21 protein-coding genes, 1 rRNA gene and 2 pseudogenes (1 of these 24 only partly in view) are annotated in these 23,976 nt (G+C 64.4%); 8 read left to right on the top strand and 16 right to left on the bottom strand.

What is annotated here, in order from left to right; genetic code table 11:
- Positions 1 to 5: 5 nt before the first annotated feature.
- From ACY8GK_RS13175 to ACY8GK_RS13160, 4 genes are all read right to left on the bottom strand, one after another.
- The gene (locus ACY8GK_RS13175; protein ID WP_196176152.1) at positions 6 to 755 is read right to left on the bottom strand and encodes a methyltransferase; all 750 of its coding nucleotides are present in this window, start codon (positions 753 to 755) and stop codon (positions 6 to 8) included.
- Positions 752 to 1,057 carry a MazG-like family protein gene (locus ACY8GK_RS13170; RefSeq protein ID WP_196176154.1) on the bottom strand — a complete coding sequence of 102 codons (306 nt, stop codon included), beginning with the start codon at positions 1,055 to 1,057 and terminating at the stop codon, positions 752 to 754. The genes ACY8GK_RS13175 and ACY8GK_RS13170 overlap by 4 nt, the downstream gene beginning before the upstream one ends.
- 85 nt (positions 1,058 to 1,142) lie before the next feature.
- A complete protein-coding gene (locus tag ACY8GK_RS13165; RefSeq protein WP_196176156.1) occupies positions 1,143 to 2,024 on the bottom strand; it encodes a MaoC/PaaZ C-terminal domain-containing protein in 882 nt (293 codons plus the stop codon).
- Positions 2,025 to 2,026: 2 nt separating this feature from the next.
- On the bottom strand, positions 2,027 to 3,379 hold the full coding sequence (locus ACY8GK_RS13160) for a 3-oxoacyl-ACP reductase (protein ID WP_196176158.1): 1,353 nt from the start codon (positions 3,377 to 3,379) through the stop codon (positions 2,027 to 2,029).
- Positions 3,380 to 3,495: 116 nt separating this feature from the next.
- Between ACY8GK_RS13160 and ACY8GK_RS13155 the strand changes: the two genes are divergently transcribed.
- Positions 3,496 to 4,773 carry an acetyl-CoA C-acetyltransferase gene (locus ACY8GK_RS13155; RefSeq protein ID WP_196176160.1) on the top strand — a complete coding sequence of 426 codons (1,278 nt, stop codon included), beginning with the start codon at positions 3,496 to 3,498 and terminating at the stop codon, positions 4,771 to 4,773.
- Between the two features lie 60 nt (positions 4,774 to 4,833).
- On the opposite strand, the pseudogene ACY8GK_RS13150 reads toward ACY8GK_RS13155, so the two are convergent.
- The 5 genes and pseudogenes from ACY8GK_RS13150 to ACY8GK_RS13130 all read right to left on the bottom strand — a co-directional run.
- A pseudogene (locus tag ACY8GK_RS13150) lies at positions 4,834 to 5,430 on the bottom strand (methyl-accepting chemotaxis protein); the annotation flags it as partial.
- A 261-nt stretch (positions 5,431 to 5,691) separates the two neighbouring features.
- Positions 5,692 to 6,624, bottom strand: a pseudogene (locus ACY8GK_RS13145) (HAMP domain-containing protein); the annotation flags it as partial.
- A 316-nt stretch (positions 6,625 to 6,940) separates the two neighbouring features.
- Positions 6,941 to 7,342 (bottom strand): Cu(I)-responsive transcriptional regulator, encoded by a 402-nt coding sequence (gene cueR / locus ACY8GK_RS13140; protein WP_196176162.1) that lies wholly within the window; start codon positions 7,340 to 7,342, stop codon positions 6,941 to 6,943.
- Positions 7,339 to 9,732, bottom strand: a complete 2,394-nt coding sequence (locus tag ACY8GK_RS13135) for a heavy metal translocating P-type ATPase (protein WP_462401412.1) — start codon at positions 9,730 to 9,732, stop codon at positions 7,339 to 7,341. Before ACY8GK_RS13135 ends, cueR begins: the two co-directional genes overlap by 4 nt.
- Positions 9,733 to 9,787: 55 nt before the next feature.
- Positions 9,788 to 10,168, bottom strand: a complete 381-nt coding sequence (locus tag ACY8GK_RS13130; protein WP_196176166.1) for a hypothetical protein — start codon at positions 10,166 to 10,168, stop codon at positions 9,788 to 9,790.
- A gap of 142 nt (positions 10,169 to 10,310) precedes the next feature.
- Between ACY8GK_RS13130 and ACY8GK_RS13125 the strand changes: the two genes are divergently transcribed.
- Together ACY8GK_RS13125 and ACY8GK_RS13120 are read left to right on the top strand one after the other, a co-directional pair.
- Positions 10,311 to 10,508, top strand: coding sequence for a heavy-metal-associated domain-containing protein (locus ACY8GK_RS13125; protein WP_196176196.1), 198 nt, complete (start codon positions 10,311 to 10,313; stop codon positions 10,506 to 10,508).
- 142 nt (positions 10,509 to 10,650) lie between these two features.
- The gene (locus ACY8GK_RS13120) at positions 10,651 to 11,832 is read left to right on the top strand and encodes a multidrug effflux MFS transporter (protein ID WP_196176168.1); all 1,182 of its coding nucleotides are present in this window, start codon (positions 10,651 to 10,653) and stop codon (positions 11,830 to 11,832) included.
- On the opposite strand, the gene ACY8GK_RS13115 is transcribed toward ACY8GK_RS13120, so the two are convergent.
- Both ACY8GK_RS13115 and ACY8GK_RS13110 read right to left on the bottom strand, forming a co-directional pair.
- Complete coding sequence (locus tag ACY8GK_RS13115) at positions 11,816 to 11,980, bottom strand: hypothetical protein (protein WP_196176170.1); 165 nt, start codon at positions 11,978 to 11,980, stop codon at positions 11,816 to 11,818. The two genes, ACY8GK_RS13120 and ACY8GK_RS13115, sit on opposite strands and share 17 nt — an antisense overlap.
- Before the next feature lie 101 nt (positions 11,981 to 12,081).
- The gene (locus ACY8GK_RS13110) at positions 12,082 to 13,095 is read right to left on the bottom strand and encodes a zinc-binding alcohol dehydrogenase family protein (protein ID WP_196176172.1); all 1,014 of its coding nucleotides are present in this window, start codon (positions 13,093 to 13,095) and stop codon (positions 12,082 to 12,084) included.
- A 102-nt stretch (positions 13,096 to 13,197) separates the two neighbouring features.
- On the opposite strand from ACY8GK_RS13110, the gene ACY8GK_RS13105 reads away from it, so the two are divergent.
- Positions 13,198 to 14,127 carry a LysR family transcriptional regulator gene (locus tag ACY8GK_RS13105; protein WP_462403021.1) on the top strand — a complete coding sequence of 310 codons (930 nt, stop codon included), beginning with the start codon at positions 13,198 to 13,200 and terminating at the stop codon, positions 14,125 to 14,127.
- Positions 14,128 to 14,588: 461 nt separating this feature from the next.
- On the top strand, positions 14,589 to 15,302 hold the full coding sequence (locus ACY8GK_RS13100; protein ID WP_196176174.1) for an ArsR/SmtB family transcription factor: 714 nt from the start codon (positions 14,589 to 14,591) through the stop codon (positions 15,300 to 15,302).
- Positions 15,303 to 15,380: 78 nt separating this feature from the next.
- Here the strand turns inward: ACY8GK_RS13100 and ACY8GK_RS13095 are convergent, their stop codons facing one another.
- From ACY8GK_RS13095 to ACY8GK_RS13075, 5 genes are all read right to left on the bottom strand, one after another.
- Positions 15,381 to 16,331: an adenosine deaminase gene (locus ACY8GK_RS13095; RefSeq protein WP_196176176.1), complete on the bottom strand. Its 951-nt coding sequence runs from the start codon at positions 16,329 to 16,331 to the stop codon at positions 15,381 to 15,383.
- A gap of 131 nt (positions 16,332 to 16,462) precedes the next feature.
- Positions 16,463 to 17,149: an SDR family oxidoreductase gene (locus tag ACY8GK_RS13090; protein WP_462401411.1), complete on the bottom strand. Its 687-nt coding sequence runs from the start codon at positions 17,147 to 17,149 to the stop codon at positions 16,463 to 16,465.
- Positions 17,150 to 17,440: 291 nt separating this feature from the next.
- On the bottom strand, positions 17,441 to 18,025 hold the full coding sequence (locus tag ACY8GK_RS13085) for an IMPACT family protein (protein WP_462401410.1): 585 nt from the start codon (positions 18,023 to 18,025) through the stop codon (positions 17,441 to 17,443).
- 7 nt (positions 18,026 to 18,032) lie between these two features.
- Positions 18,033 to 18,695, bottom strand: a complete 663-nt coding sequence (locus ACY8GK_RS13080) for a TetR/AcrR family transcriptional regulator (RefSeq protein WP_196176182.1) — start codon at positions 18,693 to 18,695, stop codon at positions 18,033 to 18,035.
- Between the two features lie 72 nt (positions 18,696 to 18,767).
- Positions 18,768 to 19,685: a LysR family transcriptional regulator gene (locus ACY8GK_RS13075; RefSeq protein ID WP_196176184.1), complete on the bottom strand. Its 918-nt coding sequence runs from the start codon at positions 19,683 to 19,685 to the stop codon at positions 18,768 to 18,770.
- Positions 19,686 to 19,802: 117 nt separating this feature from the next.
- Here ACY8GK_RS13075 and aptA point away from each other — a divergent pair, with 117 nt between their 5' ends.
- From aptA to ACY8GK_RS13060, 3 genes are all read left to right on the top strand, one after another.
- A complete protein-coding gene (gene aptA / locus ACY8GK_RS13070) occupies positions 19,803 to 21,149 on the top strand; it encodes an omega-aminotransferase AptA (protein WP_196176186.1) in 1,347 nt (448 codons plus the stop codon).
- Positions 21,150 to 21,214: 65 nt separating this feature from the next.
- Positions 21,215 to 22,708, top strand: a complete 1,494-nt coding sequence (locus ACY8GK_RS13065; RefSeq protein ID WP_196176188.1) for a CoA-acylating methylmalonate-semialdehyde dehydrogenase — start codon at positions 21,215 to 21,217, stop codon at positions 22,706 to 22,708.
- A gap of 561 nt (positions 22,709 to 23,269) precedes the next feature.
- Positions 23,270 to 23,976 (top strand): 16S ribosomal RNA (locus ACY8GK_RS13060); it runs 829 nt beyond the window's last position.

Below are 23,976 nucleotides of genomic sequence, written 5' to 3'. Positions count from 1 at the left end.
ACAGCTCAGCGAGGCCTGCACATCCAATGCAGGTAGCGCCCCAGCCCGGCGAAGCTCGGATGGCGGCGGTGGGCCAGCTCCATTTCCAGCAGGTCGGCCAGCTCGGTCCTGGCCTGGAACTCTCGGGGCATGTAGTCGTGGAACACCCGTATGCCGCTTTCGCTTTGGACCTGCCAGAGCGGATCAAGTTGCGCCCTGAGCTCACGGGGATCGAGCGGGGTCTGGGGTGTCAGGCTCTGCTTCTCGCCGGCCAGGCTGTTGCTGCGCAACTTGCGCAGATGGCCCTTGAGCAGGTTGCGATAGACCAGGGCATCACGGTTGTAGAAGGCCAGCGACAACCAGCCGTCGGCGCGGGTCAGCTGGTGCAGGGCCGGCAGGATGGCCTGCGGCTCGGCCAGCCATTCCAGCACCGCGTGGCAGAGCACCAGGTCGTAGGGTGGGTCCAGGCGTTCGGCCAGCGCCTGCCAGGGCGCCTGGATGAAGGTCGCCGATTGCCCGGCCTGGTCGAAACGCGCACGGGCGCCCTCGAGCATCGGCCCGGCTGGCTCGGCCAAGGTCAGCTCATGGCCCTGGCTGGCCAGCCAGAGCGCCATGTGGCCGAGCCCGGCGCCGACGTCGAGCACTCGTAGCGGCCGCTGCGCAAGGATTTGCGCAAGGTCCGCCTGCAGCACCGCCAGGCGGATGGCGCCCTTGGCGCCACCGTAGATCTTCTCGGCGAAACGGCTGGCCAGTTCATCGAAATGCCGGTCGTTCATCGGGCGAAGCGCCTTTCGCTGTCGGCCAGCTTGTCGCGTACCACCTGGTTCATGTCCAGGCCCAGTTCGCTGCATAGCAACAGCAGGTAGAGCACGATGTCACCTACCTCCTGGCCAGCGTGAGCCAGCATCTGCGGTGGCAGCTGGCGCGACTGGTCCTCGCTCAGCCACTGGAAGATTTCCACCAGTTCGGCCATCTCGACGCTGGCGGCCATGGCCAGGTTCTTGGGGCTGTGAAAGCCCTGCCAATGGTTGTCGTCACGGATCTTGTGCAGGCGTTCGGTCAGTTCTTGCAGGTTCATTGAAAGTCGTTCTTCGAGGCAGGCTCAGACGCATAGCTTCGGCCCCGGACCGGAGCAAAGCAAGTGCCGCGGCCCGGACGAGCGGTTAGCCGGGCCCAGGTCGATCGGGCGCGGCGCCCAGAACCTGCCAGCTGCCCTGCATGTGCAGCGGGCCGTCATGACCGTCGAGGCGCAGCCGCCCCCCGTCGGCGGTACGCTGCACAGCGAGGATGACTTCGCAAGGCAGGCGGACCGGCTTGTGGAAGTCGACCTGGACGCTATAGCCATCGACCGGCAGGTGGCTCTGCACCGCGGCCATGGCCATCGCCTTGCTCCACATCCCGTGGGCGATCGCGGTGGGGAAGCCGAACAGGCGTGCGCTGGGCGTGCTCAGGTGGATGGGGTTGCAGTCACCGCAGACCTTGGCGTAGCGGCGGCCGATGTCAGTGTCGGCGTACCAGCGGGTCAGCTCCGGTAGCGCCTCGGGCTCGCTGTGTGTCTCGGGCTGGCCGCCGCCATGCAGGTCCAGGCCACGCACCAGCATGCGACTGGTCTCGCGCCAGACCACGCCCAGGCCGTCTTCGGCCTCGGTAACCAGGTCGAAGGTGCCGCCCTTGGCATGGGCCTGGAGGTTTTCGGCATGCACGGAAAAATGCAACGCCTCGATGCCGCCAAGTGGCCTGGACACCTCGATACGGTTGTGCAGGTGGACAAGGCCCAGCAAGGGGAAGGGAAAGTCCTTGGCGGTAAGCAGTTGCAGGTGCAGCGGGAAGGCCATGACGTGGGGGTAGGTGCCGGGCAGCCAGCGATCGTCGATGAAATGGCACAGGCGCCGGTAGGCGGCCAGGTTGTCCTGATCCACCCGCAGGTGGCAGCGCAGACCATGGGCAGGGAGCGCCGTGCCGGTGATTCTGCGCTTGCGCAATGCCCGCAGGTAGAGCAGGGCGCGGTTGTCAGGGCCGTGCAGTTCAAGCCATTGGCGAGTCATGCTCAGGCCCCCATCAAGGCTTGGCCGCAGACGCGCAGGACCTGGCCATTGACGGTGCCTGCACCAGGCTGGGCAAGCCAGGCCACCGCTTCGGCGACATCCTGCGCTCGTCCGCCCTGGCCTAGGGACGTCAGGCGCCGGCCAGCCTCACGCAGGCCCATGGGCATGGCAGCGGTCATCCGGGTCTCGATGAAGCCGGGCGCGACGGCGTTGATGGTGGCACCACGTTCCGCCAGGCGAGGGGCCCAGGCCTGCGCCAGGCCGATCAGGCCGGCCTTGCTGGCGGCATAGTTGGCCTGGCCACGGTTGCCGGCGATGCCGCTGACCGATGCCAGCACCACCACCCGAGCGTCGTCGCGCAACGTGCCCGAGTCGAACAGGGCCTGGGTGAGGGCTTGGGGCGCTTCGAGGTTGATCGCCATGACCGCGTCCCAGTACTCCGGTGTCATGTTCGCCAAGGTCTTGTCCCGGGTGATGCCAGCGTTGTGCACGAGGATGTCGAGCCCGTCGGGCAGGGCTTGCCGCAGGCGCGTCGAGGCGTCGCCGGCGGCGATGTCCAAGACCAGGGCGCGACCGCCCAGTCGCGCGGCCAGGGCGTCGAGATCGTCTTGGGCCGCCGGCACATCGAGCAATGTCACCACCGCACCATCGCGGGCCAGCGTTTCGGCGATCGCCGCGCCGATGCCGCGTGCAGCGCCGGTGACCAGCGCCTGGCGCCCGGACAGCGGACGGGTCCAGTCCTCGACGTGTCGCGCGCAAGGCTGCAGGCGCAGCACCTGGCCGGAAACGTAGGCGCTCTTGGGCGACAGGAAGAAGCGCAGGGCGCCTTCGAGCTGGTCTTCGGCCCCGGGGCTGACGTACAGCAGCTGCGCCGTGGCGCCATTGCGCAGTTCCTTGGCCAGCGAGCGGCTGAAGCCTTCGAGGGCGCGCTGGGCCACGCTGGCCCGCGGTTCGGCCAGGGTTTCCGGTGCGCGGCCAAGGATCGCCACATGGGCGCAGCGATCGAGACTGCGCAGCAAGGGCTGGAAGAATTCGCGCAACTGCGTGAGCTGGCTGCTGTCGGACAGGTGGCTGGCATCGAATACCACGGCCTTTATTCTGGGACCGAGCCCGGCTACCCAGGCAGGCGATTGCAGGGCCTGGCCGGCGAATGCGTAGAGCTGGCTGGTCAGGCGCGGGGCGAGGGCCTCGACCTGGTTCGCCAGTGGCCCGCCACCCAGCACCAGGGCGCCTTCCACCGGCCGCAGACGGCCTGTGCGCCAGCGCTCCAGCGGCACGGGACGCGGCAGGCCGAGCGCATCGACCAGGCGGCGGCCGAGGTTGGAGTTGGCAAAGCCGAGATAGCGATCACTCATGTGGGTCTCCCTCGAAACAGGCATGCAAGTGTGGACCATCCATTCGCCGAGGACGTTCGAATAGCAGAAAAACGCCTAGGCTGTACCGATCAAATTGTTTCAGGAGGACTATACGCATGCCTGCATCGCGCCGGGTCGCCATCATCGGCGGCAACCGAATCCCCTTCGCCCGGTCCAATGGCGCCTACGCCCAGGCCAGTGACCAGGCGATGCTCACCGCCGCCCTCGAAGGACTGATCGAACGCTTCGAGCTGCATGGCCTGCGTCTGGGCGAGGTGGTCGCCGGCGCGGTGCTCAAGCATTCGCGCGACATGAACCTGACCCGCGAGTGCGTGCTGGGCTCGCGGTTGTCGCCGCAGACACCGGCCTACGATATCCAGCAGGCATGCGGTACGGGCTTGGAAGCGGCCTTGCTGGTAGCCAACAAGATAGCCCTGGGGCAGATCGACTGTGGCATCGCCGGGGGCGTGGACAGCACTTCCGATGCGCCGGTGGCGATCAACGAAGGGCTGCGGCACATGCTGCTGGAGGCCAATCGTGGCAAGGCTGTCGGTAGCCGTCTCAAGCCGTTCCTGAAGCTGCGTCCAGCTCATCTGAAGCCTGAACTGCCACGCAACGGGGAGCCGCGCACCGGCTTGTCCATGGGCCAGCATTGCGAGCTGATGGCCCAGCATTGGCAGATCCCCCGCGCCGAACAGGACGAACTGGCCTTGCTCAGCCATCGACACCTGGCGGCAAGCTATGCCGAAGGCTGGCATGACGACCTTGTCACGCCCTACCTGGGCCTGAGCCGTGACGACAACCTGCGGGCGGAGCTGAGTCTGGAGCAACTGGCGAAATTGCAGCCGGTGTTCGAGCGCAGCGCCAAGGGCACCCTTACTCCCGGCAACTCCACACCGCTGACCGATGGCGCCTCGCTGGTGCTGCTAGGTAGCGAGGAGTGGGCGGCCGAGCGCGGCTTGCCAGTGCTGGCGTGGCTGGTCGATGGGCAGACCGCGGCGGTGGACTTCGTCAGCGGGCGGGACGGCCTGTTGATGGCGCCAGTGCATGCCGTGCCGCGCCTGCTGGCACGCAATGGCCTGAACCTGCAACAGTTCGACTACTACGAGATCCACGAAGCCTTCGCGGCGCAGGTGCTGTGCACGCTCAAGGCCTGGGAGGACGAAGACTACTGCCGGACCCAGCTGGGCCTGAGCGGCGCGCTCGGCTCGATCGATCGCAGCAGGCTCAACGTCAAGGGCAGCTCGCTGGCCGCCGGGCATCCGTTCGCGGCCACGGGAGGACGCATCCTGGCCAACCTGGCCAAGCTGCTGGCCCAGGCCGGCAAGGGTCGCGGACTGATTTCCGTGTGCGCTGCCGGCGGCCAGGGCGTGACCATGATCGTGCAACGGTGAAGGGGCGCGGGTGCATGCCCCAGGGCATCGTTGTCTAGCAATGATCCTGGCGCAGCGCCCTCAGGTCCTGAACCTGCGCACCAGCGCATCGAGTTCGTTGGACAAGCCCGCCAGGCTTTCGGAGTCACTGCGCGCCGCCTGGGCCAGTTCCGCCACCAGCTGTGCATCGCCATGGATCTGGCTGATGTGGCGGTTGATATCCTCGGCGACCTGATGCTGCTCTTCGGCCGCGGTGGCGATCTGGGTGTTCATGTCGCGGATGATGTCCACCGACTCGCGGATCTGCCCGAAACTGTCACGCGCCAGGCCGATGCGGCTGACCGACTGCTGGGAGACTTCCAGGCTGGCGTGCATCTGCGTGGCCACTTCGGCGGTGCGTGAGGCCAGGTTGCCCAGCAAACCGTCGATCTCCGCCGTCGAGTCGGCGGTGCGCTTGGCCAGGGCGCGGACTTCGTCGGCGACCACGGCGAACCCGCGCCCCTGCTCGCCGGCCCGGGCAGCTTCGATGGCCGCATTGAGGGCCAGCAGGTTGGTCTGTTCGGCGATCGAACGGATGGTGCCGAGGATCGACTGGATGGCGTTGCTGTCGCGTTCGAGCTGCTGGATCGACTGCGCCGACTGTTCGATTTCCTGGCTCAGGCGGTCCACGCTGTGTACCGCGGCATCGATCTGTTGCTGGCCCTCACGCGCCTGCTGCTGGCCGCTGTCGGCCGATTCGGCGGCCTGGCTGCAGGAGCGGGCGACTTCGTTGGCGGTGGCGACCATCTCATGGAAGGCGGTGGACACCATGTCCACGGCCTCGCGCTGGCGTCCGGCAGCTTCGGCCATGTCGCTGGACACGCGAGTGGAGCTGCTGGAGGTGCTGAGGATCTTTCCGGCCGCCGCGCCAATGTGCTGGATCAGGTTGCGGATCGCGCCGAGGAACTGGTTGAACCAGCTGGCCAGTTGCGCGGTTTCGTCGCGACCACGTACCTCGAGGCTGCGCGTCAGATCGCCTTCGCCTTGGGCGATGTCTTCCAGGCCGCTGGTCACGCTGTTGATCGGCCGCACGATCAGGCGGGCGAAGGCTGCGCCGACAGCGGCGAACAAGGCGGCCAGGAGCACGGCGATCACCCCGATGATCCAGGTCAGGCGAGTGGTCGACTGCATGACTTCCTGCTTCTGGATCAGGCCGATGAAGGTCCAGCCGAGCTTGTCGTCCGGAAAGACGTTGGCCATGTAGCGCTCGCCGTCGATGGTGACTTCGACCAGGCCCCGGTCGACGCGGGCGAGTTCGGCATAGCCCTCGCCGAAGCTGTCCAACTGCTTGAAGTTGTGGGTCGATTCACGCGGGTCGACCAGCACGTTGCCGTTCTTCTCCACCAGCATCAGGTAGCCGTTTTCCCCAAGCTTGATGTTGCGCACGATCTGGGTAAGGCCGTTGAGCGATACATCGATGTTCACTACCCCGCCTGGGTTGCCCAGCTGGTTGGCGACGCTGCGCACGGTGCTGACCAGCACGGTGTCGTCCGCCGCCCAGTAGTAGGCTTCGGTCCGGACCGTCTTGCCAGGATTGGCCATGGCCGCCTGGTACCAGGGACGCTGGCGCGGGTCGTAGTTGGAAAACTTCTGGCCGGCGGGCCAGGTTACATAGCCGCCATCGCTTACCCCATAGGAAAGGTAGGCATAGCCAGGATGGCTTTTGGCCAGGTGGGTGAAGAAGTCGAGGATCAGCCTATCCTGTTCGCCAAGCGATTCGGGCACCGTGGGGCTACCAAGGTACTTGTTCAGGTTGGCGCCGGTGGCGGCGACCAGCGGCTGCGCGGCGAGGAAGTCGACGTTCTCGTCGATGGCCTGGAAAAACAGCTGCATGCCGTTGGCGACCTGGCGGATTTCACGGCTGCTGTTGTCCAGAAAGCCTTCTCGCGCCTCGCCACGCAGGTTGAGTATCACCAGCGTGGCCACCAGGACGATGGGCAGGCCGGCAATGACGGCGAAGGCCAGGGTCAGTTTGTGCTTGATGTTCATCCACGCTCCCGTTTTGTTCTTGTGGAAACCTGTGGCAGGTCTACAAGCCATCGGCAGGCAGTGGTCGTTTCTTGAAATAAAAAATCTTGGCTCGCTCGATCAGGCCGCGTTCGATGTCGATCCGGTCATGCCGTGGCCGCAATGCCCGAACCGACGGCCTTCAATGACAGCGGCCCCCTTCGGCCAGGTCCTTGAGGATCGGGCAGTCGGGACGTTCGTCGCCCTGGCAGCAGGCCACCAGCTCCGAGAGCGTGTCGCGCAGCCCGGCCAGTTCCGCGATACGCCGGTTCAAGGCCTCGATGTGCTCGATGGCCAGCGCCTTCACGTCTGCGCTCGCGCGCTGGCGGTCCTGCCACAAGGTCAGCAGCCTGGCCACTTCGTCGAGGGAAAAGCCCAGGTCGCGGGCGCGCTTGATGAAGGCCAGGCTGTGCAGGTCCTGCTCCTGGTACAGGCGGTAGCCGCTGTCGCTGCGGCTGGCCGGTCGCAGCAGGCCGATCGATTCATAGTAGCGGATCATCTTGGCGCTGAGTCCACTGCGGCGGGCCGCCTGGCCTATGTTCATGTCGTCTCCGGAAAGTCTTGGGGTTTCCAGGTCTTGAGCAGCAGGGCGTTGCTCACCACGCTGACGCTCGAAAGCGCCATCGCCGCCCCCGCCACCACCGGATCGAGCAAGCCGAGCACGGCCAGGGGCAGGCCGACCAGGTTGTAGATGAATGCCCAGAACAGGTTCTGGCGGATCTTGGCATAGGTCCTGCGGCTGATCTCCAGCGCGGCCGGCACCAGGCGCGGGTCGCCCCGCATCAAGGTGATGCCGGCCGCGTGCATGGCCACGTCGGTGCCGCCACCCATGGCGATGCCGACATCGGCGGCGGCGAGGGCAGGGGCGTCATTGATGCCGTCGCCGACCATGGCCACCACGCCGTCGCGACGCAGCGCCTGCACGGTAGCGGCCTTGTCGGCCGGCAGCACCTCGGCATGCACGTCATCGATGCCAAGCGCTTCGGCCACGACCTTGGCGCTGCCCCGGTTGTCGCCAGTCAGCAGATGGCAACCGATCGACTGCGCGTGCAGGGCGCTGATCGCCGTCGCCGCCCCTGGCTTGAGGCTGTCGCCGAAGGCGAACACGCCAAGCACGCGCGCGACTGGCCCTTGTTCGACCAGCCAGGACACCGTCCGGCCCTCGGCTTCCCAGGCTTGCGCGGCGCTGGCCAGGTCGCCTGCCTGCAGGCCGCTGTCTTCCAGCAGGCGGTGGTTGCCGAGCGCGAGCGAACGGCCCTCGACCTGGCCTGCTATGCCTCGCCCGGCCAGCGAGCGGCTGTCGCTGACCGAGGCAAGGTCCAGGCCTTGTTCGCGGCAGGCATCGAGCACTGCCTTGGCCAGTGGGTGTTCGCTGCCACGTTGCAAGGCACCGGCCAGGGCCAGCACGGTGCTCGAGTCGCCTTGCGCGGCCCGGACATGCACGATGCGCGGATTGCCCGAAGTCAGTGTGCCGGTCTTGTCGAAGACCACGCGATCGACCGCATGGGCGCGCTCGAGCACCTCGGCATCCTTGATCAGGATGCCATGGCGTGCCGCGACACCGGTCCCGGCCATGATCGCCGCTGGCGTGGCCAGGCCCAGCGCGCAGGGGCAGGCGATCACCAGCACGGCGACGGCGTTGATGATGGCGCTTTCCAGCGCTGCGCCGGCCAGCCACCAGCCAACCAAGGTCAGCAGGGCCAGCGCCAGTACGCTGGGGACGAAGACCTGGCTGACCCGGTCGACCAGTTTCTGGATCGGCGCCTTGGCCGCCTGGGCATCCTCGACCAGGCGGATGATGCGCGCCAGGACGGTTTCGGTGCCTACTGCCAGGGTTCGTACCAGCAGCCGGCCTTCGCCGTTGATGGCGCCACCGGTGACCTGGTCCCCGGAGCGCTTGGCAACCGGCAGGCTTTCCCCGCTGATCAGCGCTTCGTCGGCATGACTGTTGCCGTCGAGCACCTGGCCGTCCACCGGGAAACGCTCGCCAGGCTTGACCACGACCACATCGTCCACGCGCAGTTGGCTGATCGCTACTTCCTGTTCGTGGCCATCGACCAGGCGCAGTGCGCGCTCCGGACGCAGGGCTTCCAGTGCACGGATGGCACTGGCGGTCTGGCGCTTGGCGCGGCTTTCCAGGTACTTGCCCAGCAATACCAGGGCGATCACCACGGCCGAAGCTTCGAAATACAGATGGGGCGCATGCTCGCCGGCCGTTGCCCACTGATGCAGGCTCAAGCCATAGCCGGCACTGGTGCCCAGCGCCACCAGTTGGTCCATGTTGCCGGCACCGGCGCGCAGGGCTTTCCAGGCGGCCTTGTAGAAGCGTGCGCCGAGCAGGAGTTGCACAGGCGTGGCCAGGGCGAATTGTGCCCAGGCGGGCAGCATCCAGTGAATGCCAAGCGGCTGCAGGAGCATCGGCAGCACCAGCGGCAAGGCCAGCAGCAGGGCGATCGCCACGGCCAGGCGCTCCTTGCCCAGCCGCAGCCGCGCAGCCGCCTGCTCGTCTCCGGTGAGGCGTGGCGCGGTGGCGCTGTAGCCGGCGTCCTCGATCGCGACGACCAGTTGGGCGTCGTCGATGCCGTCCAGCGCCTGGACATGCGCCCGTTCGCTGGCCAGGTTGACGCTGACTTGCAGTACCCCTGGTAGCTTGCGCAGGGCGCGCTCGACACGACCGGCGCAACTGGCGCAGGTCATCCCGCCCACTTGCAGTTCCGTGGAACGTGTCGGCACCTCGTAACCGGCCTGGAGCACGGCTTCGACCAGGGCCGACAGGCTGTCTGCCGGCGCCTGGATGCGGGCTTGTTCGCTGGCCAGGTTGACGCTGACCTGTTCGGCGCCAGCGACCTTGCGCAGGGCACGCTCGACTCGGCCGACGCAGCTGGCGCAAGTCATGCCGGCAATCGGCAGGTCGAAAGTGGTAGATGCGGACATTGGCTATCCTCCGTGAGTCACTGCGCCCAGCATCAACCTTGCCACGTGGTCAAGGTCAATAGCCCAGGCTTGCCCGTCTTAGGCCGAGCCCGTCCTGGTCCATGGCGATGCGGTACCTGCTGATCTGCCCGGCCTGCAAGGCCAGGCGTGTGCTGCGCTGGTTCTCGATGCCATTGCTGCAGCCGGGGGCTTGCCCAGGCAGCAGGCGCAGGCGCACGTCGACATGGCCTGGCGGCAAGTTGAAGGAGGTCGATTGTTCCTGGAACAGGCGTGCCGAGAGCTGGTCATTGAGGTAGATGCCGATCTCGCAGTGGGTAGCCACTTCCAGGCGTTCCCGGGAAATGATCAGCACGCTGTAGTCGGATGCCCCCTCGGCGCTGGCTGAAGGCGGCAGCGCCATCAGCAGTCCGGCAAGGACGATGGCTGTCCTGATCATGAAAATTCTCCTGGTTGCCAAGTCTTCGAATGCGCAGCTTGGCCGACCTGGACGGGTATTACCAGCCTGGTGCCTGTCGACCGCGCTTGACCTTGCCATGGGGGCAAGCTTGAAACTGAGGAAAACCCTGGAGGAGACGATGATGCAAGTATTCGACGTGCAAGGGATGAGCTGTGGCCATTGCGTGAAGGCAGTGACCCGCGCCGTGCAGGCACAGGATTCGGCGGCCGTGGTGGAGGTGGACCTGGCTGCCGGCCAGGTGCGGGTGCGCAGTGCGCTGCCGGCGGAGCGCATCCTGGCGGCGATCCGTGAGGAAGGCTACCAGGCCGAGGCTGCCTGAGCGACGGGCAGGTCGTTCAGGTCATGCGCCAGCCATTGGGCAGGCGCGTGTGAAAAAAAAGCAGGTCTTGGCAAGGATTTCATGCTGGCTGTCAGCTGTGCAGGTAAACTAGTCAATTGCTTAGCCTGCTACGGATTTTTCCATGAACCTGCGAATGCTCCTGATCCTGGGTGCCTTGAGTGCCTTCGGGCCGTTGGCGATCGATTTCTACCTGCCTGCGTTTCCGGCGATGGCGCAGGCATTCGCCACGGACGAACAACATGTCCAGACGACCCTGGCCGCCTATTTCTTCGGCTTGTCGATCGGCCAACTGGCCTACGGACCAGTGGCCGACCGTTTCGGTCGGCGCAAGCCACTGCTGTTCGGTGTCGGTCTGTTCACCCTGGCCTCGCTTGCCTGTGCTTATGCACCGACGCTGGAGGCGCTGATCGCCGCCCGGTTCGTGCAGGCCTTGGGCGGCTGCGCCGGCATGGTGCTGTCGCGGGCGATCGTCAGCGACCGCTGCGACCCGGTGACCTCGGCCAAGGTCTTCTCTCAGCTGATGCTGGTGATGGGCCTGGCGCCTATCCTCGCGCCCATGCTGGGCGGCCTGCTGGTGAGCCTGTCGGGCTGGCAGGCGATTTTCCTGAGCCTGAGCCTGTTCAGCGCCGGCTGCCTGCTGGCCGTTGCGCTGGGCCTGCGGGAAAGCATGCCGCCGAGCGCGCCGCGCCAGCCTTTGTCGGGCGCCTTGCGGCAGTATCTGCGCCTGCTGCGTGACCGTGCCTACCTGGGGCACGCCTTGACGGGCGGCATCGCCATCGCCGGGATGTTCGCCTATATCGCCGGTTCGCCTTTCGTCTTCATCAAGCTGTACGGTGTCCCGGCCGAGCATTACGGCTGGCTGTTCGGGACCAACGCCGCCGGCTTCATTCTGGTGGCGCAGATCAATGCACGCTTGCTGACCCGCCATGGCCCAGCGGTCCTGCTGGGGCGCGCGGTCTGGCTGTACCTGGCCGCGGCGCTGGTGCTGCTGGCGGTGGCGGCGACACGCCCGACGCAGCTCTGGCCGCTGCTGGTGCCCTTGTTCGTGTGCATCGCCAGCCTTGGCTGCATCATCCCCAACGCCACGGCATGCGCCATGAACGGACAGGGTGGGCGTGCCGGCAGTGCTTCGGCGTTGATGGGTTGCCTGCAGTTCAGCGTGGCCGCGGGCGCGGCAGCGCTGGTCGGCCTGCTGCATGATGGCAGCGCGGTACCGATGGCCTTGGTCATCAGCCTGTGCGGTGCATTGGTGGTCGGGGTCGCCACGCTTGCCCGCCGCCTGCGTCTCAGCCCGTCTGCCTGAGCGGATGAGGCGCCTGCAGCCGGTTCTGCAACGTGGCGGCGAAGGCGCGGGCTTCGGCTTCGCTGCGGAAGTACACCACTTGCTGGTCCAGCTGGACTTGCCAGGGGCACCTGGGGTTGTGGTTGGACGTACTGACGACGATCTTCATCGGGACATACCTCCAAGGTAGACGCCGATGAAGTCTAGCGCCTCCCCAGGTACCTGCGCGCCGCCTGGCCAGCGTCCCGACCGGTGGTCAGGACGTTCTGCTCAGAAACCCTCGAGCACGATCTTGCCCTTGGCCTTGCCGCTTTCCAGCATGGCATGCGCACGACGCAGATTGGCCGCGTCGATGGTGCCATAGTGTTCGCCGAGCGTTGTCCTGAGCGTACCTTGGTCGACCAGTTCGGCCACACGCTCCAGCAGCTTGTGCTGCTCGATCATGTCCTGAGTCTGGAACAGGGAACGGGTGTACATGAACTCCCAATGCAGGGAGAGGCTCTTGCGCTTGAGCTTGACCACGTCGAGCTGGGCCGGATCGTCGATCAGGGCCAGCCGGCCTTGTGGCGCCAAGGCTTCGATCAACTGCTCGAAATGCAGATCGGTCTGGGTCAGAGCGGCGACATGGGTGACGTTCTCGATGCCCTGTGCCTGCAAGGCGACCGCCAGCGGCTGGCGATGGTCGATGACCTGATGCGCGCCAAGCTCGCTGGCCCAGGCCTGAGTTTGTGGGCGCGAGGCGGTGCCGATCACGGTCAGCCCGGTCAGTTGCCGCGCCAGCTGGGTGAGGATCGAGCCGACCCCGCCCGCCGCGCCGACTATCAGCAGGCGTTGCCCGAGATCTTCCTGGCCTTCGGCAATCTGCAGACGCTCGAACAGCAATTCCCAGGCAGTGATGGCCGTCAGCGGCAGCGCAGCCGCTTCGGCAAAGCCCAGGGTCTGCGGCATGTGCCCGACGATGCGCTCGTCCACCACGTGCAGCTCGCTGTTGCCTCCCGCCCGATCGATGGCGCCGGCGTAGTAGACCTTGTCGCCGGGACGAAACAGGCTGACCTGGGAGCCGACGGCGCGCACCACGCCGGCGACGTCCCAGCCCAGAACCTTGGCCGCGCCGTCTTCGGGCGCCACGTTGCGGCGGATCTTGGTATCGACGGGATTGACCGAAATGGCGCGGACTTCGACCAGCAGGTCGCGTGGTCCCGGCTCCGGCTCGGGCAGGTCGACGTCCTGCAGGGCGCGCGGGTCGTCGATCGGCAAGCTCTGGTAATAAGCGACGGCTTTCATGGTGGACATCTCTCGGGTGTTTGCTGATGCCGACATCATTGAGTTTTTGACGCAAGTTTTGTAGCCAGGGAAACTAGAGGATCTTTCAATATTTTTTTGAAAATGGGAGGTCATGTGCGTCTGGGTGACTTGCAGCTGTTCGTCCGCGCGGCCGACCTGGGCAACTTGTCGGCCGCGTCTCGCCTGCTCGATGTATCGCCGGCGGTCGCCAGTGCCGCGCTCAAGCGCCTGGAGACCCATGTTGGGGTACGTTTGCTGGCGCGCTCGACCCGCAATCTGCGCCTGACCGCCGAAGGCGAGCGCTTCCTGGTGCATGCGCGTCAGGCCCTGGCCAGCCTGGAAGACGGACGGCGCGCGCTGGCGATCGGGCAGCAAGCGATCGATGCGACCTTGCAACTGTCGGCACCGTCCGACTTCGGACGCAACGTGCTGCTGCCCTGGCTGGACCAGTTGCAAGCGCAGCATCCGCGGTTGAACGTGCGCCTGCTGCTAGGCGATCGCAACGCCGACCTGTACCGCCAGGCGGCCGATGTGGCCTTGCGTTATGGCCAGCCGGCAGATGCCAGCCTGGTAGCGTTGCCAGTCTGCTCCGACAACCGCCGAGTGCTTTGCGCCTCGCCAGGCTACCTGGCTGCCCGTGGTGTGCCTGGCGAGCCGGGCCAGCTGGCGGGGCACAACTGCCTGCTGTACCAGCTTGGCAACCGCACGCATGACCACTGGCGCTTCGTCGAGGACGGCCAGGCGCGTGTGGTGGAGGTCGCTGGCGATCGCTTCAGCGACGATGCGGATGTCGTACGCCGCTGGGCCATCGCCGGTCACGGCATTGCCTGCAAGTCCTGGCTGGACGTGGCGGCAGATGTGGCCGCTGGCCGCCTGCAACTGGTCATGCCGCAAGTGCTGGGCGAACCGGCGCCACTGAACCTGCTATGTACCCACAGGGACCAGTTGGGCAGACCGGTGCAAGTTCTGCTGCAATTGCTCAGGGAGCGCTGCCAGGAACTGCTCACGCAGCTTCCGGGCTTGCTCCGGTGAGATCTTGATACGACTGGCCTGGCGCGGAAATTTCTTATCTTTTTGCCATACATCGCGAAGGGCGGCGTGGGCAGCATCGCGGTAGGCAGGCATGCCCAAAATGGCTCGCGGGCTTGTCCGGAATGGTCCTGCGGGTTGGGCCGCGCCGCGATCGACGATCGTTCGTGGCGCGGCCGCGCGCAATGCCTGGCCGACCCTGACGTAACCGCCGCCTGGTGACCGCCAGGGCCTGCGAAGCGCCTCGGTCGCTGACGCTTATACTGGCGCCGGCAGCCAGTGCCAGCGAGACATCCTTCCCTGTCAGGGAGGCAAGTGAAACCGTGATTCGAGCCCGGCGCCGCCCGGCGGCGTCCATGCGCGCTTGCACCATCCGGTCTTCCTGGCGCACTTGCCTTGCGTTTCTTGCGGCCCTGGCTGGTCGTTCCATATCAGACATGGTCTAGCAGGGAGTAAGAGGCATAATGAAAGCTGTCACCAGTATCAGCGAGATCGCCGGCCTGATGGCCGACCCCAAGCGCAGTGCAATGCTTTGGGCCTTGATCGATGGCGTACCCAGGCCGGCGGACGAGCTGGCGTCGATGACCGGTTTGACCTCGTCGTCGGCGTGTGCCCACTTGGCCCTGCTGTCGGCCGGGGGCTTGCTGCGGCTCGAGTCCCGTGGTCGCAAGCGCTATTTCCGGCTGGCCACCCCGGAAGTCGGGGCGGCGGTGGAAGCCATGGCCAGCGTGCAGCTCGGGCCGCGTCCTGGCAGGCCCGAGCGGGCGGCCATCCCGGACATCCCGCTTTCCCTGCGGCGGGCTCGCCGGTGTGGCGATCACCTGGGCGGCGAACTGGCCGCCGACCTGCACGATCGCCTGATCACGGCAGGATGGCTGGAAGGCTACGGGCCCCATCTGACGGTCAGCCTGGATGGTCGGACGCAACTGGCGGCGATCGGCCTGTACATCGATGCGCTGGCCCCCGGTCCGCAACGCAATTGCGTCCTCTGTCACTGCTGCGAGTGGAGCGATCAGCGTCCGCACCTGGGCGGCAGCCTGGGGCATGCCTTGCTCAAGTTGTTCCTGCAATCGGGCTGGGTGCGTGAACAGGAGAACTCACGGGCCTTGCAGATATCGACGTTCGGCCTGCAGCAGATCAATGCGATCGCTCGCCAGGAAAGCTGGAAGGTCGGTTAGCTGACTCGACCCTGGCGGCAGGTGGATGGGCGTGGCGCCCTGGCACGGCCACCTCCCTGCAGCCAGGCCAGGCGCGCGTTACTTGACCAGGCGAGCGTCGAGGCTGTTCTGCGCCAGTCTTCTGGCCTGGTCCTCGGTCATGCCCAGGTGCTCGTGCAGCGCCTGGAAGTTCTCGGTGACATAGCCGCCGAAGTAGGCCGGGTCATCGGAGTTGACCGTGACCTTCACGCCCCGCTCGAGCATGTCGAGGATGTTGTGCTGGCCCATGTGCTCGAATACGCACAGCTTGGTGTTGGAAAGCGGGCAGACGGTCAGCGGGATCTGCTCGTCGATGATGCGTTGCATCAGGCGCTCGTCCTCGATGGCACGCACGCCATGGTCGATCCGCTGGATCTTCAGCAGGTCGAGCGCTTCCCAGATGTATTCGGGTGGACCTTCCTCGCCAGCATGGGCGACGGTCAGGAAGCCTTCGCTGCGGGCCCTGTCGAAGACGCGCTTGAATTTGCTCGGCGGATGGCCCTTTTCCGAGCTGTCCAGACCGACCGCGACGAATGCATCACGATATGGCAGGGCCTGGTCAAGGGTCTGCTGGGCCTGCTCTTCGCTGAGGTGACGCAGGAAGCTGAGGATCAGGCCGCTGCTGATGCCCAGTTGCTTGCGACCGTCCTGGAGCGCCTGGCCGATGCCCTGAAGCACCACTTCGAAGGGAATCCCGCGGTCGGTATGGGTCTGCGGATCGAAGAACGGTTCTGTATGGATGACGTTCTGCGCCTTGCAGCGTTGCAGGTACGCCCAGGTCAGGTCATAGAAGTCCTGCTCGGTGCGCAGCACGTCGGCGCCCCGGTAGTACAGATCGAGGAACTCCTGCAGATTGTTAAAGGCATAGGCGCCGCGCAAGGTTTCCACGTCAGCCCACGGGAGCGCGATCTTGTTGCGCTCGGCGAGGGCGAACAACAGCTCGGGCTCCAGCGAACCTTCAAGATGCAGGTGCAGTTCGGCCTTGGGCAAGGCATTGAGCCAGTCATACATTTCTTTTGAATCTCGATGGGATAACAGTCGTGCGCATTGTACAGGTGGTGACCGGGCAGGGCACGACCATTGGCCGACCGGGTAATCCGCACAGGCCGCGCCAGGCACGGCCGCTGCGTATGGAACCGTGCCTACCAGGCCAGCGCCTGGCCTTTGTAGTCGATGAAGCGCAAGCCACCTTTGCCGGCGTTGGCCTTGATCTGCTCGAGCATGCCACGGGTGCTGGTGAGCACGTCGATCTCGGCATTTTCCCCACCCATGGCGGTCTTCACCCAGCCGGGATGCATGGCCAGCACGCACAGGTCGGGTCGCTGCAACTGGACGACGAAGCTGTTGATCATCGAGTTGAGTGCAGCCTTGCTTGCCTTGTACAGGCAGATCTCGCCAGCGTCGGGAATGGCCACGCTGCCCAATACCGAACTCATGAAGGCCAGCACGCCGGTATCCTGGCGAAGCTGGCCGGCCAGACGACGAGCCACCCGGATGGGCGATACGGCATTGGTCATGAACAGCTCGCCGATGTCTTCGCGCGTGACGCTCTCGGGAGCCTGAGGCTGGGGACCCATGATGCCTGCATTGACGAACAGCAGGTCGAGCGTCTCGCCACGCAGGCGCTCTTGCAACGCATCGAGCTGAGCGGTGTCGTTCATGTCCAGGGTTTCGATGCGTATGCCGGGCAAGGTGCCCAGTATCTGGGCGTTTTGCCTGTCACGCACGGTGGCGATGATGTTCCAGCCCTCTTTATGAAAGCGCTGCGCGAGGCCCAAGCCGAGCCCACGCGAGGCACCGATGATGAGGGCAGTTCGGGAAGTGCTCATGGACGCTCCTTATCGACAGTGGAAAAGCCCTCAAGATAATTCATAGCGGCCACCGTTGCCTGTCGGAAACGGGTGAGGGTGAACGTTGGGCAATCACCGAAAGTTATCCACAAGATTGCAAGACGGTAGGGCGCGGGCCTAGGGGCAAACAGGCTGGACAAGCGCTGGAGAGGTCGTTCGGAGCGCTTTGGTCAAAATTTGAGCTAAGTCTTCAAAGCCTTGCCTAACAAGGCTTGCAGCGGTATGCCCCAAGCTTGTCCACAGGCAGGCCCACAGTAGTTGTGGGCAATGTCAGCGAGGTTGCAGATGGATTCGGCCGCGGCTCAGGTCGGCCAGTTGCCGTTGCAGGGTCCCGACGAAGGCCTCGCCCACGGCGATGGCGAGATCGACTCCGTTGGCGGTGAAACGCTCCTCCAGTACCAGGCCGTCGATTTCCGCCAGGCGCAGCTTGACCAGCGCCAGTTCGCTGAAGCCGCAACTGCAGGTGAACTCGCTGCGTTGCACCAGAAGGCGCTTGGCCGCCTGTTGCAGGCACTTGTTGGCACCGCCCCCATAGGCTCGGGCCAGGCCGCCGGTCCCTAGCTGGATCCCGCCGTACCAGCGAATCACCAGCACGACCACCTGGTCGCAGTCCTGCGCCTCGATGGCGGCGAGTATCGGCCGGCCAGCGGTGCCGCCAGGCTCGCCATCGTCTGTGCTGCGGTATTGCGCACCCAGTTTCCAGGCCCAGCAGTTGTGGGTCGCGGCGGGGTCCGAGTAGCGCTCGATGAAGCTCGCCGCCTCGGCGGGATTGTCGATGGGCCCGGCGAAGGTGATGAAGCGGCTCTTGCGGATCTCTTCGCGGAATTCGCAGACGTCGAGAAGGGTAGAAGGCATAGTGGATTCAGTTCGGCGGAGTGATGCCGCAGCCTTTGAGGATGATGTGCACGAGCGAATCGCTGGCTTGCTCGATGTCCTGCCGGGTCAGCCGGCTGCGGCCAGTGACCAGGCGGATCTGGCTGGCGAAGTCGGCATAGTGCTGGGTGCTGCTCCAGAGCAGGAAGAGCAGGTGCGTCGGCTCTACCGGGTCCATCTTGCCAGCGTCGATCCAGGCCTGGAACACGCTGGCGCGCTCGCCGAACCAGCGCTGGTAGTCGGTCTGGAAGTATTCGTTCAGGCATTGCCCGCCACTGATCACTTCCATGGCGAAGATACGCGAAGCATGCGGGTTGCGCCGGGAGAACTCCATCTTCGTCCGGATGTAGCCGGCCAGTGCCTGCCCCGGGTCGTCCTCGACCGTCAGGGTGGTGAAGGCGGTTTCCCACAGTTCGAGGATGTTCTTCAGGACCGCCACGTACAGCCCCAGCTTGTGGCCAAAGTAGTAATGCAAGTTGGCTTTGGGCAGGCCGGCTTTGTGCGCGATGGTGCTCATGCTGGTGCCCTTGAAACCGTGGCGGGCGAATTCCCTTTCGGCGGCCTTGATGATGGCTTGCTCGTTTTTCTGGCGGATACGACCGACAGGCTTGCCTCGGGCCAGCTGGGCCGGCGCAGGTTGTTCAAGGGGCATTGGCGTGTCCATACGGGTTCGGAAAGCATCGATTGCCGGACAGATTACCTGCCTGTGCCGAAGTGACAAGCCTCAACGGGTCGCCGCGAGACTTTCCAGGAAGCTTTCCAGCACCAGGTTCGGACGTCGGCCTTTGCGTGTGACCCAACTCAGACCCAGGTCATGGAAGCGATCCTCGGCCCTGAGCACGCGCAGGCGCCCTTGGCGAACCCAGGTGTCGGCATAGTGATCCGGCAGGTAGCCGATGTAGCGTCCGGTGAGAATGAGAAAGGCCATGCCTTCACGGTCCGATGCGCTGGCAGTGCAGTTCAGCGCCTGGTAGTGCGCCTGGATCTCGGCAGGCAAGCGGAACGTCGGGGCCACGGCATCCTGAGCTTCCAGCCGTCGATCGTCGATGTCCCGATCATCGGCGTAGAACAGGGGATGTCCCACGGCACAGTAGAGCTGCGAACGCTCGCTGTACAAAGGTTGGTACTCGAGCCCGGACAGCGGGCTGGTCTGTGGCACCACACCGACGTGCAAACTGCCATCGAGTACGCCTTGTTCGACCTGGCTCGGGGCGATCATGCGGATCTGGATGCGCACGTCGGGCCCGCGGTCCTTGAGTTCGGCCAGCGCATGGGTGATGCGCATGTGCGGCAGGGTGACAAGGTTGTCGGTCAGGCCGATGTTCAGCTCGCCGCGCAGGTGCTGGTGCAGACCATTGACTTGTGTGCGGAAGGTTTCCAGGGCCCCGAGCAGTTGCAGTGAGGAGTGATAGACCTCGCGCCCCTCTTCGGTCAGGGAAAAGCCGGCCCTGCCTCGCTGGCACAGGCGCAGGCCGAGCCTTTGCTCAAGGTCGCTCATGTGTTGGCTGATGGCCGAGCGGCCGATGCCCAGGACGTTTTCCGCCGCCGAGAAGCCGCCGCATTCCACCACGCTGCGGTAGATCCGCAACAACCGGATATCGAAATCGCTGACTTGGGCGAGAAGGTCCGGGCGGCGGCTCATATGTTTAGATGGTGCCTGACTGAAGATTAGAAATGTTGTCTTTTTCGAACTTTATCCCCGTGCGACCTTAGCCGCAACAACCCCCATCGTTGTCTATCGTCTCTCGAGGAATCACCGATGAACATGCTCGAACAAGCGCCCGCCGGCCTGGCCAGCCAGCTCAAGCTGGACGCCCACTGGATGCCTTATACCGCCAATCGCGATTTCCAGCGCGACCCTCGCTTGATCGTCGCCGCCGAGGGTAGCTACCTGACCGACGACAAAGGACGCAAGATCTTCGATGCACTGTCGGGGTTGTGGACCTGTGGCGCGGGGCATACTCGCAAGGCAATCACCGAAGCCGTCGCTCGCCAGGTCGGTGTGCTCGACTATTCGCCCGCCTTCCAGTTCGGCCATCCGTTGTCCTTCCAACTGGCCGAGAAGATCGCCGAGCTGACTCCGGGCGACCTGAACCATGTGTTCTTCACCAACTCCGGCTCGGAGTGCGCCGACACCGCGTTGAAGATGGTGCGCGCCTACTGGCGACTCAAGGGCCAGGCGAGCAAGACCAAGATCATTGGTCGGGCCCGCGGTTATCACGGGGTGAACATCGCCGGTACCAGCCTGGGCGGGGTCAATGGCAACCGCAAGCTGTTCGGCCAGTTGCTCGATGTCGATCACCTGCCGCATACCGTGCTGCCGACCAATGCGTTCAGCAAGGGGCTGCCGGAGGAGGGTGGCGTCGCGCTGGCCGACGAGATGCTCAAGCTCATCGAGCTGCACGATGCCTCCAACATTGCCGCGGTGATCGTCGAGCCGCTGGCCGGCTCGGCTGGCGTGCTGCCTCCGCCAAAGGGCTATCTCAAGCGTCTGCGCGAGATCTGCAGCCAGCACAACATCCTGCTGATCTTCGATGAAGTGATCACAGGCTTCGGTCGCATGGGCGCCATGACCGGCGCGCAGGCCTTCGGCGTGACGCCCGACCTGATGTGCATCGCCAAGCAGGTCACCAACGGCGCCATCCCCATGGGCGCGGTCATCGCCAGCAGCGAGATCTACCAGACCTTCATGAACCAGCCGACGCCCGCGTATGCCGTGGAGTTTCCCCACGGCTATACCTATTCGGCCCATCCGGTGGCTTGCGCCGCCGGCCTGGCCGCGCTCGACTTGCTGCAGCGCGAGAACCTGGTGCAGTCGGCCGCCGAGCTGGCCCCGCACTTCGAGGCAGTGCTGCACGGCATCAAGGGCACCCGCAATGTCGTGGACATTCGCAACTACGGGCTGGCGGGCGCGATCCAGCTCGCCGCGCGCGATGGCGACCCGATCGTGCGTCCGTACGAGGTGGCGATGAAGTTGTGGAGCGCCGGGTTCTATGTTCGCTACGGTGGCGATACGTTGCAGTTCGGCCCGACCTTCAACACTCAACCGCAAGAGCTGGACCGCCTGTTCGATGCGGTAGGCGAGGCACTCAACCAGGTCGACTGACCGTGACGCTGACCGCGGACGCGCCGGTATGCGTCCGCTCCCATCTTCTTCCATTGGAGTTCTGCATGAGCACTGTTCAGCACCTGATCAACGGCGAGCTGGTTTCCCGAGGCGAGCGCACCGCCGACGTCTTCAATCCCTCTACCGGCCAGGCGGTCCGCAAGGTCGAACTGGCCAGCCGCGCCACCATCGGGCAGGCCATCGAGGCCGCCAAGGCTGCTTTCCCGGCCTGGCGCAACACGCCACCAGCCAAGCGCGCCCAGGTGATGTTCCGCTTCAAGCAGTTGCTGGAGCAGAACGAGGCGCACATTGCCCAGCTGATCAGCGAAGAACATGGCAAGACGCTGGAGGACGCAGCCGGCGAGCTCAAGCGTGGCATCGAGAACGTCGAGTTCGCCTGCGCGGCGCCGGAGCTGCTCAAAGGGGAATACAACCGCAACGTCGGCCCGAACATCGATGCCTGGTCGGATTTCCAGCCGCTGGGTATCGTGGCGGGCATCACCCCGTTCAATTTCCCGGCGATGGTTCCGCTGTGGATGTACCCACTTGCCATCGCCTGCGGCAATGCCTTCATCCTCAAGCCATCGGAGCGTGATCCGAGTTCTACCCTATACATCGCGCAACTGCTGGAGCAGGCGGGCTTGCCCAAGGGCATTCTCAATGTGGTTAACGGCGACAAGGAAGCCGTCGATGCATTGATCGAAGCACCGGAGGTAAAGGCGCTGAGCTTCGTTGGCTCGACGCCGATCGCCGAGTATATCTATGCCGAAGGCACGCGCCGTGGCAAGCGTGTCCAGGCACTGGGCGGCGCGAAGAACCATGCGGTGCTGATGCCCGATGCCGATCTGGATAACGCGGTGAGCGCGCTGATGGGCGCGGCATACGGATCCTGTGGCGAGCGCTGCATGGCAATTTCGGTGGCGGTGTGCGTGGGCGACCAGGTCGCCGACGCGCTGATCGCCAAGCTCGAACCGCAAATCAAGGCGCTGAAGATCGGTGCAGGGACCTCGTGCGGCCTGGACATGGGCCCGCTGGTCACGGCTGCGGCGCGTGACAAGGTGGTGGGCTATATCGATGATGGTGTTGCCGCCGGCGCCAGGCTGGTGGTGGACGGTCGAGGCTATCGGGTATCCGGCAACGAGGATGGCTATTTCCTTGGCGGTACGTTGTTCGACAAGGTCACGCCGCAGATGCGCATCTACAAGGAAGAAATCTTCGGGCCTGTGCTGTGCGTGGTCCGGGTGGACAGCCTCGAACAAGCCATGCAGCTGATCAACGACCATGAATACGGCAACGGCACTTGCATCTTCACCCGTGATGGCGAAGCCGCGCGTCTGTTCTGCGACGAGATCGAGGTGGGCATGGTGGGCGTCAACGTTCCGTTGCCAGTACCGGTGGCCTATCACAGCTTCGGTGGTTGGAAGCGCTCGCTATTCGGCGACCTGCATGCCTATGGTCCGGATGGCGTGCGCTTCTATACTCGACGCAAGGCGATCACCCAGCGCTGGCCGCAACGCAAGAGTCATGAAGCGTCGCAGTTCGCGTTCCCTAGCTTGTAATGATGTAGGCGCAAGCGCAGCGGCCGGGCGGTCGCTGCGCTTGGCTTGGCAAGTCATGAAACTTTCCTGAAATAAAAGCTTGACGGCCTTTCGAATCCCCTTATAATGCGCACCACTTACGACGCAGTCGAAACGGAAAACTCCTTGAGAATCAAAGAGTTGGACGAATCAGGCAGGCTCGGGAGGGCTTCGGTCGACTGATCGGCAGCGGTGAACAAGGTGGTTGACAGCAGGTTTCAACGCTGTATGATTCGCCTCCCGCTACGAGCAATCGCCAGCGAGTCAAGTGGTTGAAGTTGAACGAGATTCTCGGCAAATACTTCGAAATAAACGCTTGACAGACGATGAGGACAGCGTAGAATGCGCGGCCTCGGTTGAGACGAAACGCTCTTGGCCAAACGCTCTTTAACAAATCGAATCAAGCAATTCGTGTGGGTGCTTGTGAGTTTGGACTGATAGTCACCAAGATTATCAGCATCACAAGTGACACATGAGCAATCATAGTAGTCATTTGAGATTGCTGAGCCAAGTTTAGGGTTTCTTAAAAACCCAAGCAGTATTGAACTGAAGAGTTTGATCATGGCTCAGATTGAACGCTGGCGGCAGGCCTAACACATGCAAGTCGAGCGGATGACGGGAGCTTGCTCCCGGATTCAGCGGCGGACGGGTGAGTAATGCCTAGGAATCTGCCTGGTAGTGGGGGACAACGTTTCGAAAGGAACGCTAATACCGCATACGTCCTACGGGAGAAAGCAGGGGACCTTCGGGCCTTGCGCTATCAGATGAGCCTAGGTCGGATTAGCTGGTTGGTGAGGTAACGGCTCACCAAGGCGACGATCCGTAACTGGTCTGAGAGGATGATCAGTCACACTGGAACTGAGACACGGTCCAGACTCCTACGGGAGGCAGCAGTGGGGAATATTGGACAATGGGCGAAAGCCTGATCCAGCCATGCCGCGTGTGTGAAGAAGGTCTTCGGATTGTAAAGCACTTTAAGCCGGGAGGAAGGGCTGTAGGCTAATATCCTGCAGTTTTGACGTTACCGGCAGAATAAGCACCGGCTAACTCTGTGCCAGCAGCCGCGGTAATACAGAGGGTGCAAGCGTTAATCGGAATTACTGGGCGTAAAGCGCGCGTAGGTGGTTGATCAAGTTGGATGTGAAAGCCCCGGGCTCAACCTGGGAACTGCATCCAAAACTGGTCGGCTAGAGTACGGTAGAGGGTGGTGGAATTTCCTGTGTAGCGGTGAAATGCGTAGATATAGGAAG

It is taken from the genome of Pseudomonas sp. Marseille-QA0332 (assembly GCF_054950175.1).
The sequence above is the reverse complement of the archived record's forward strand: the minus strand, read 5'-3'. Positions and strand labels throughout refer to the sequence as shown.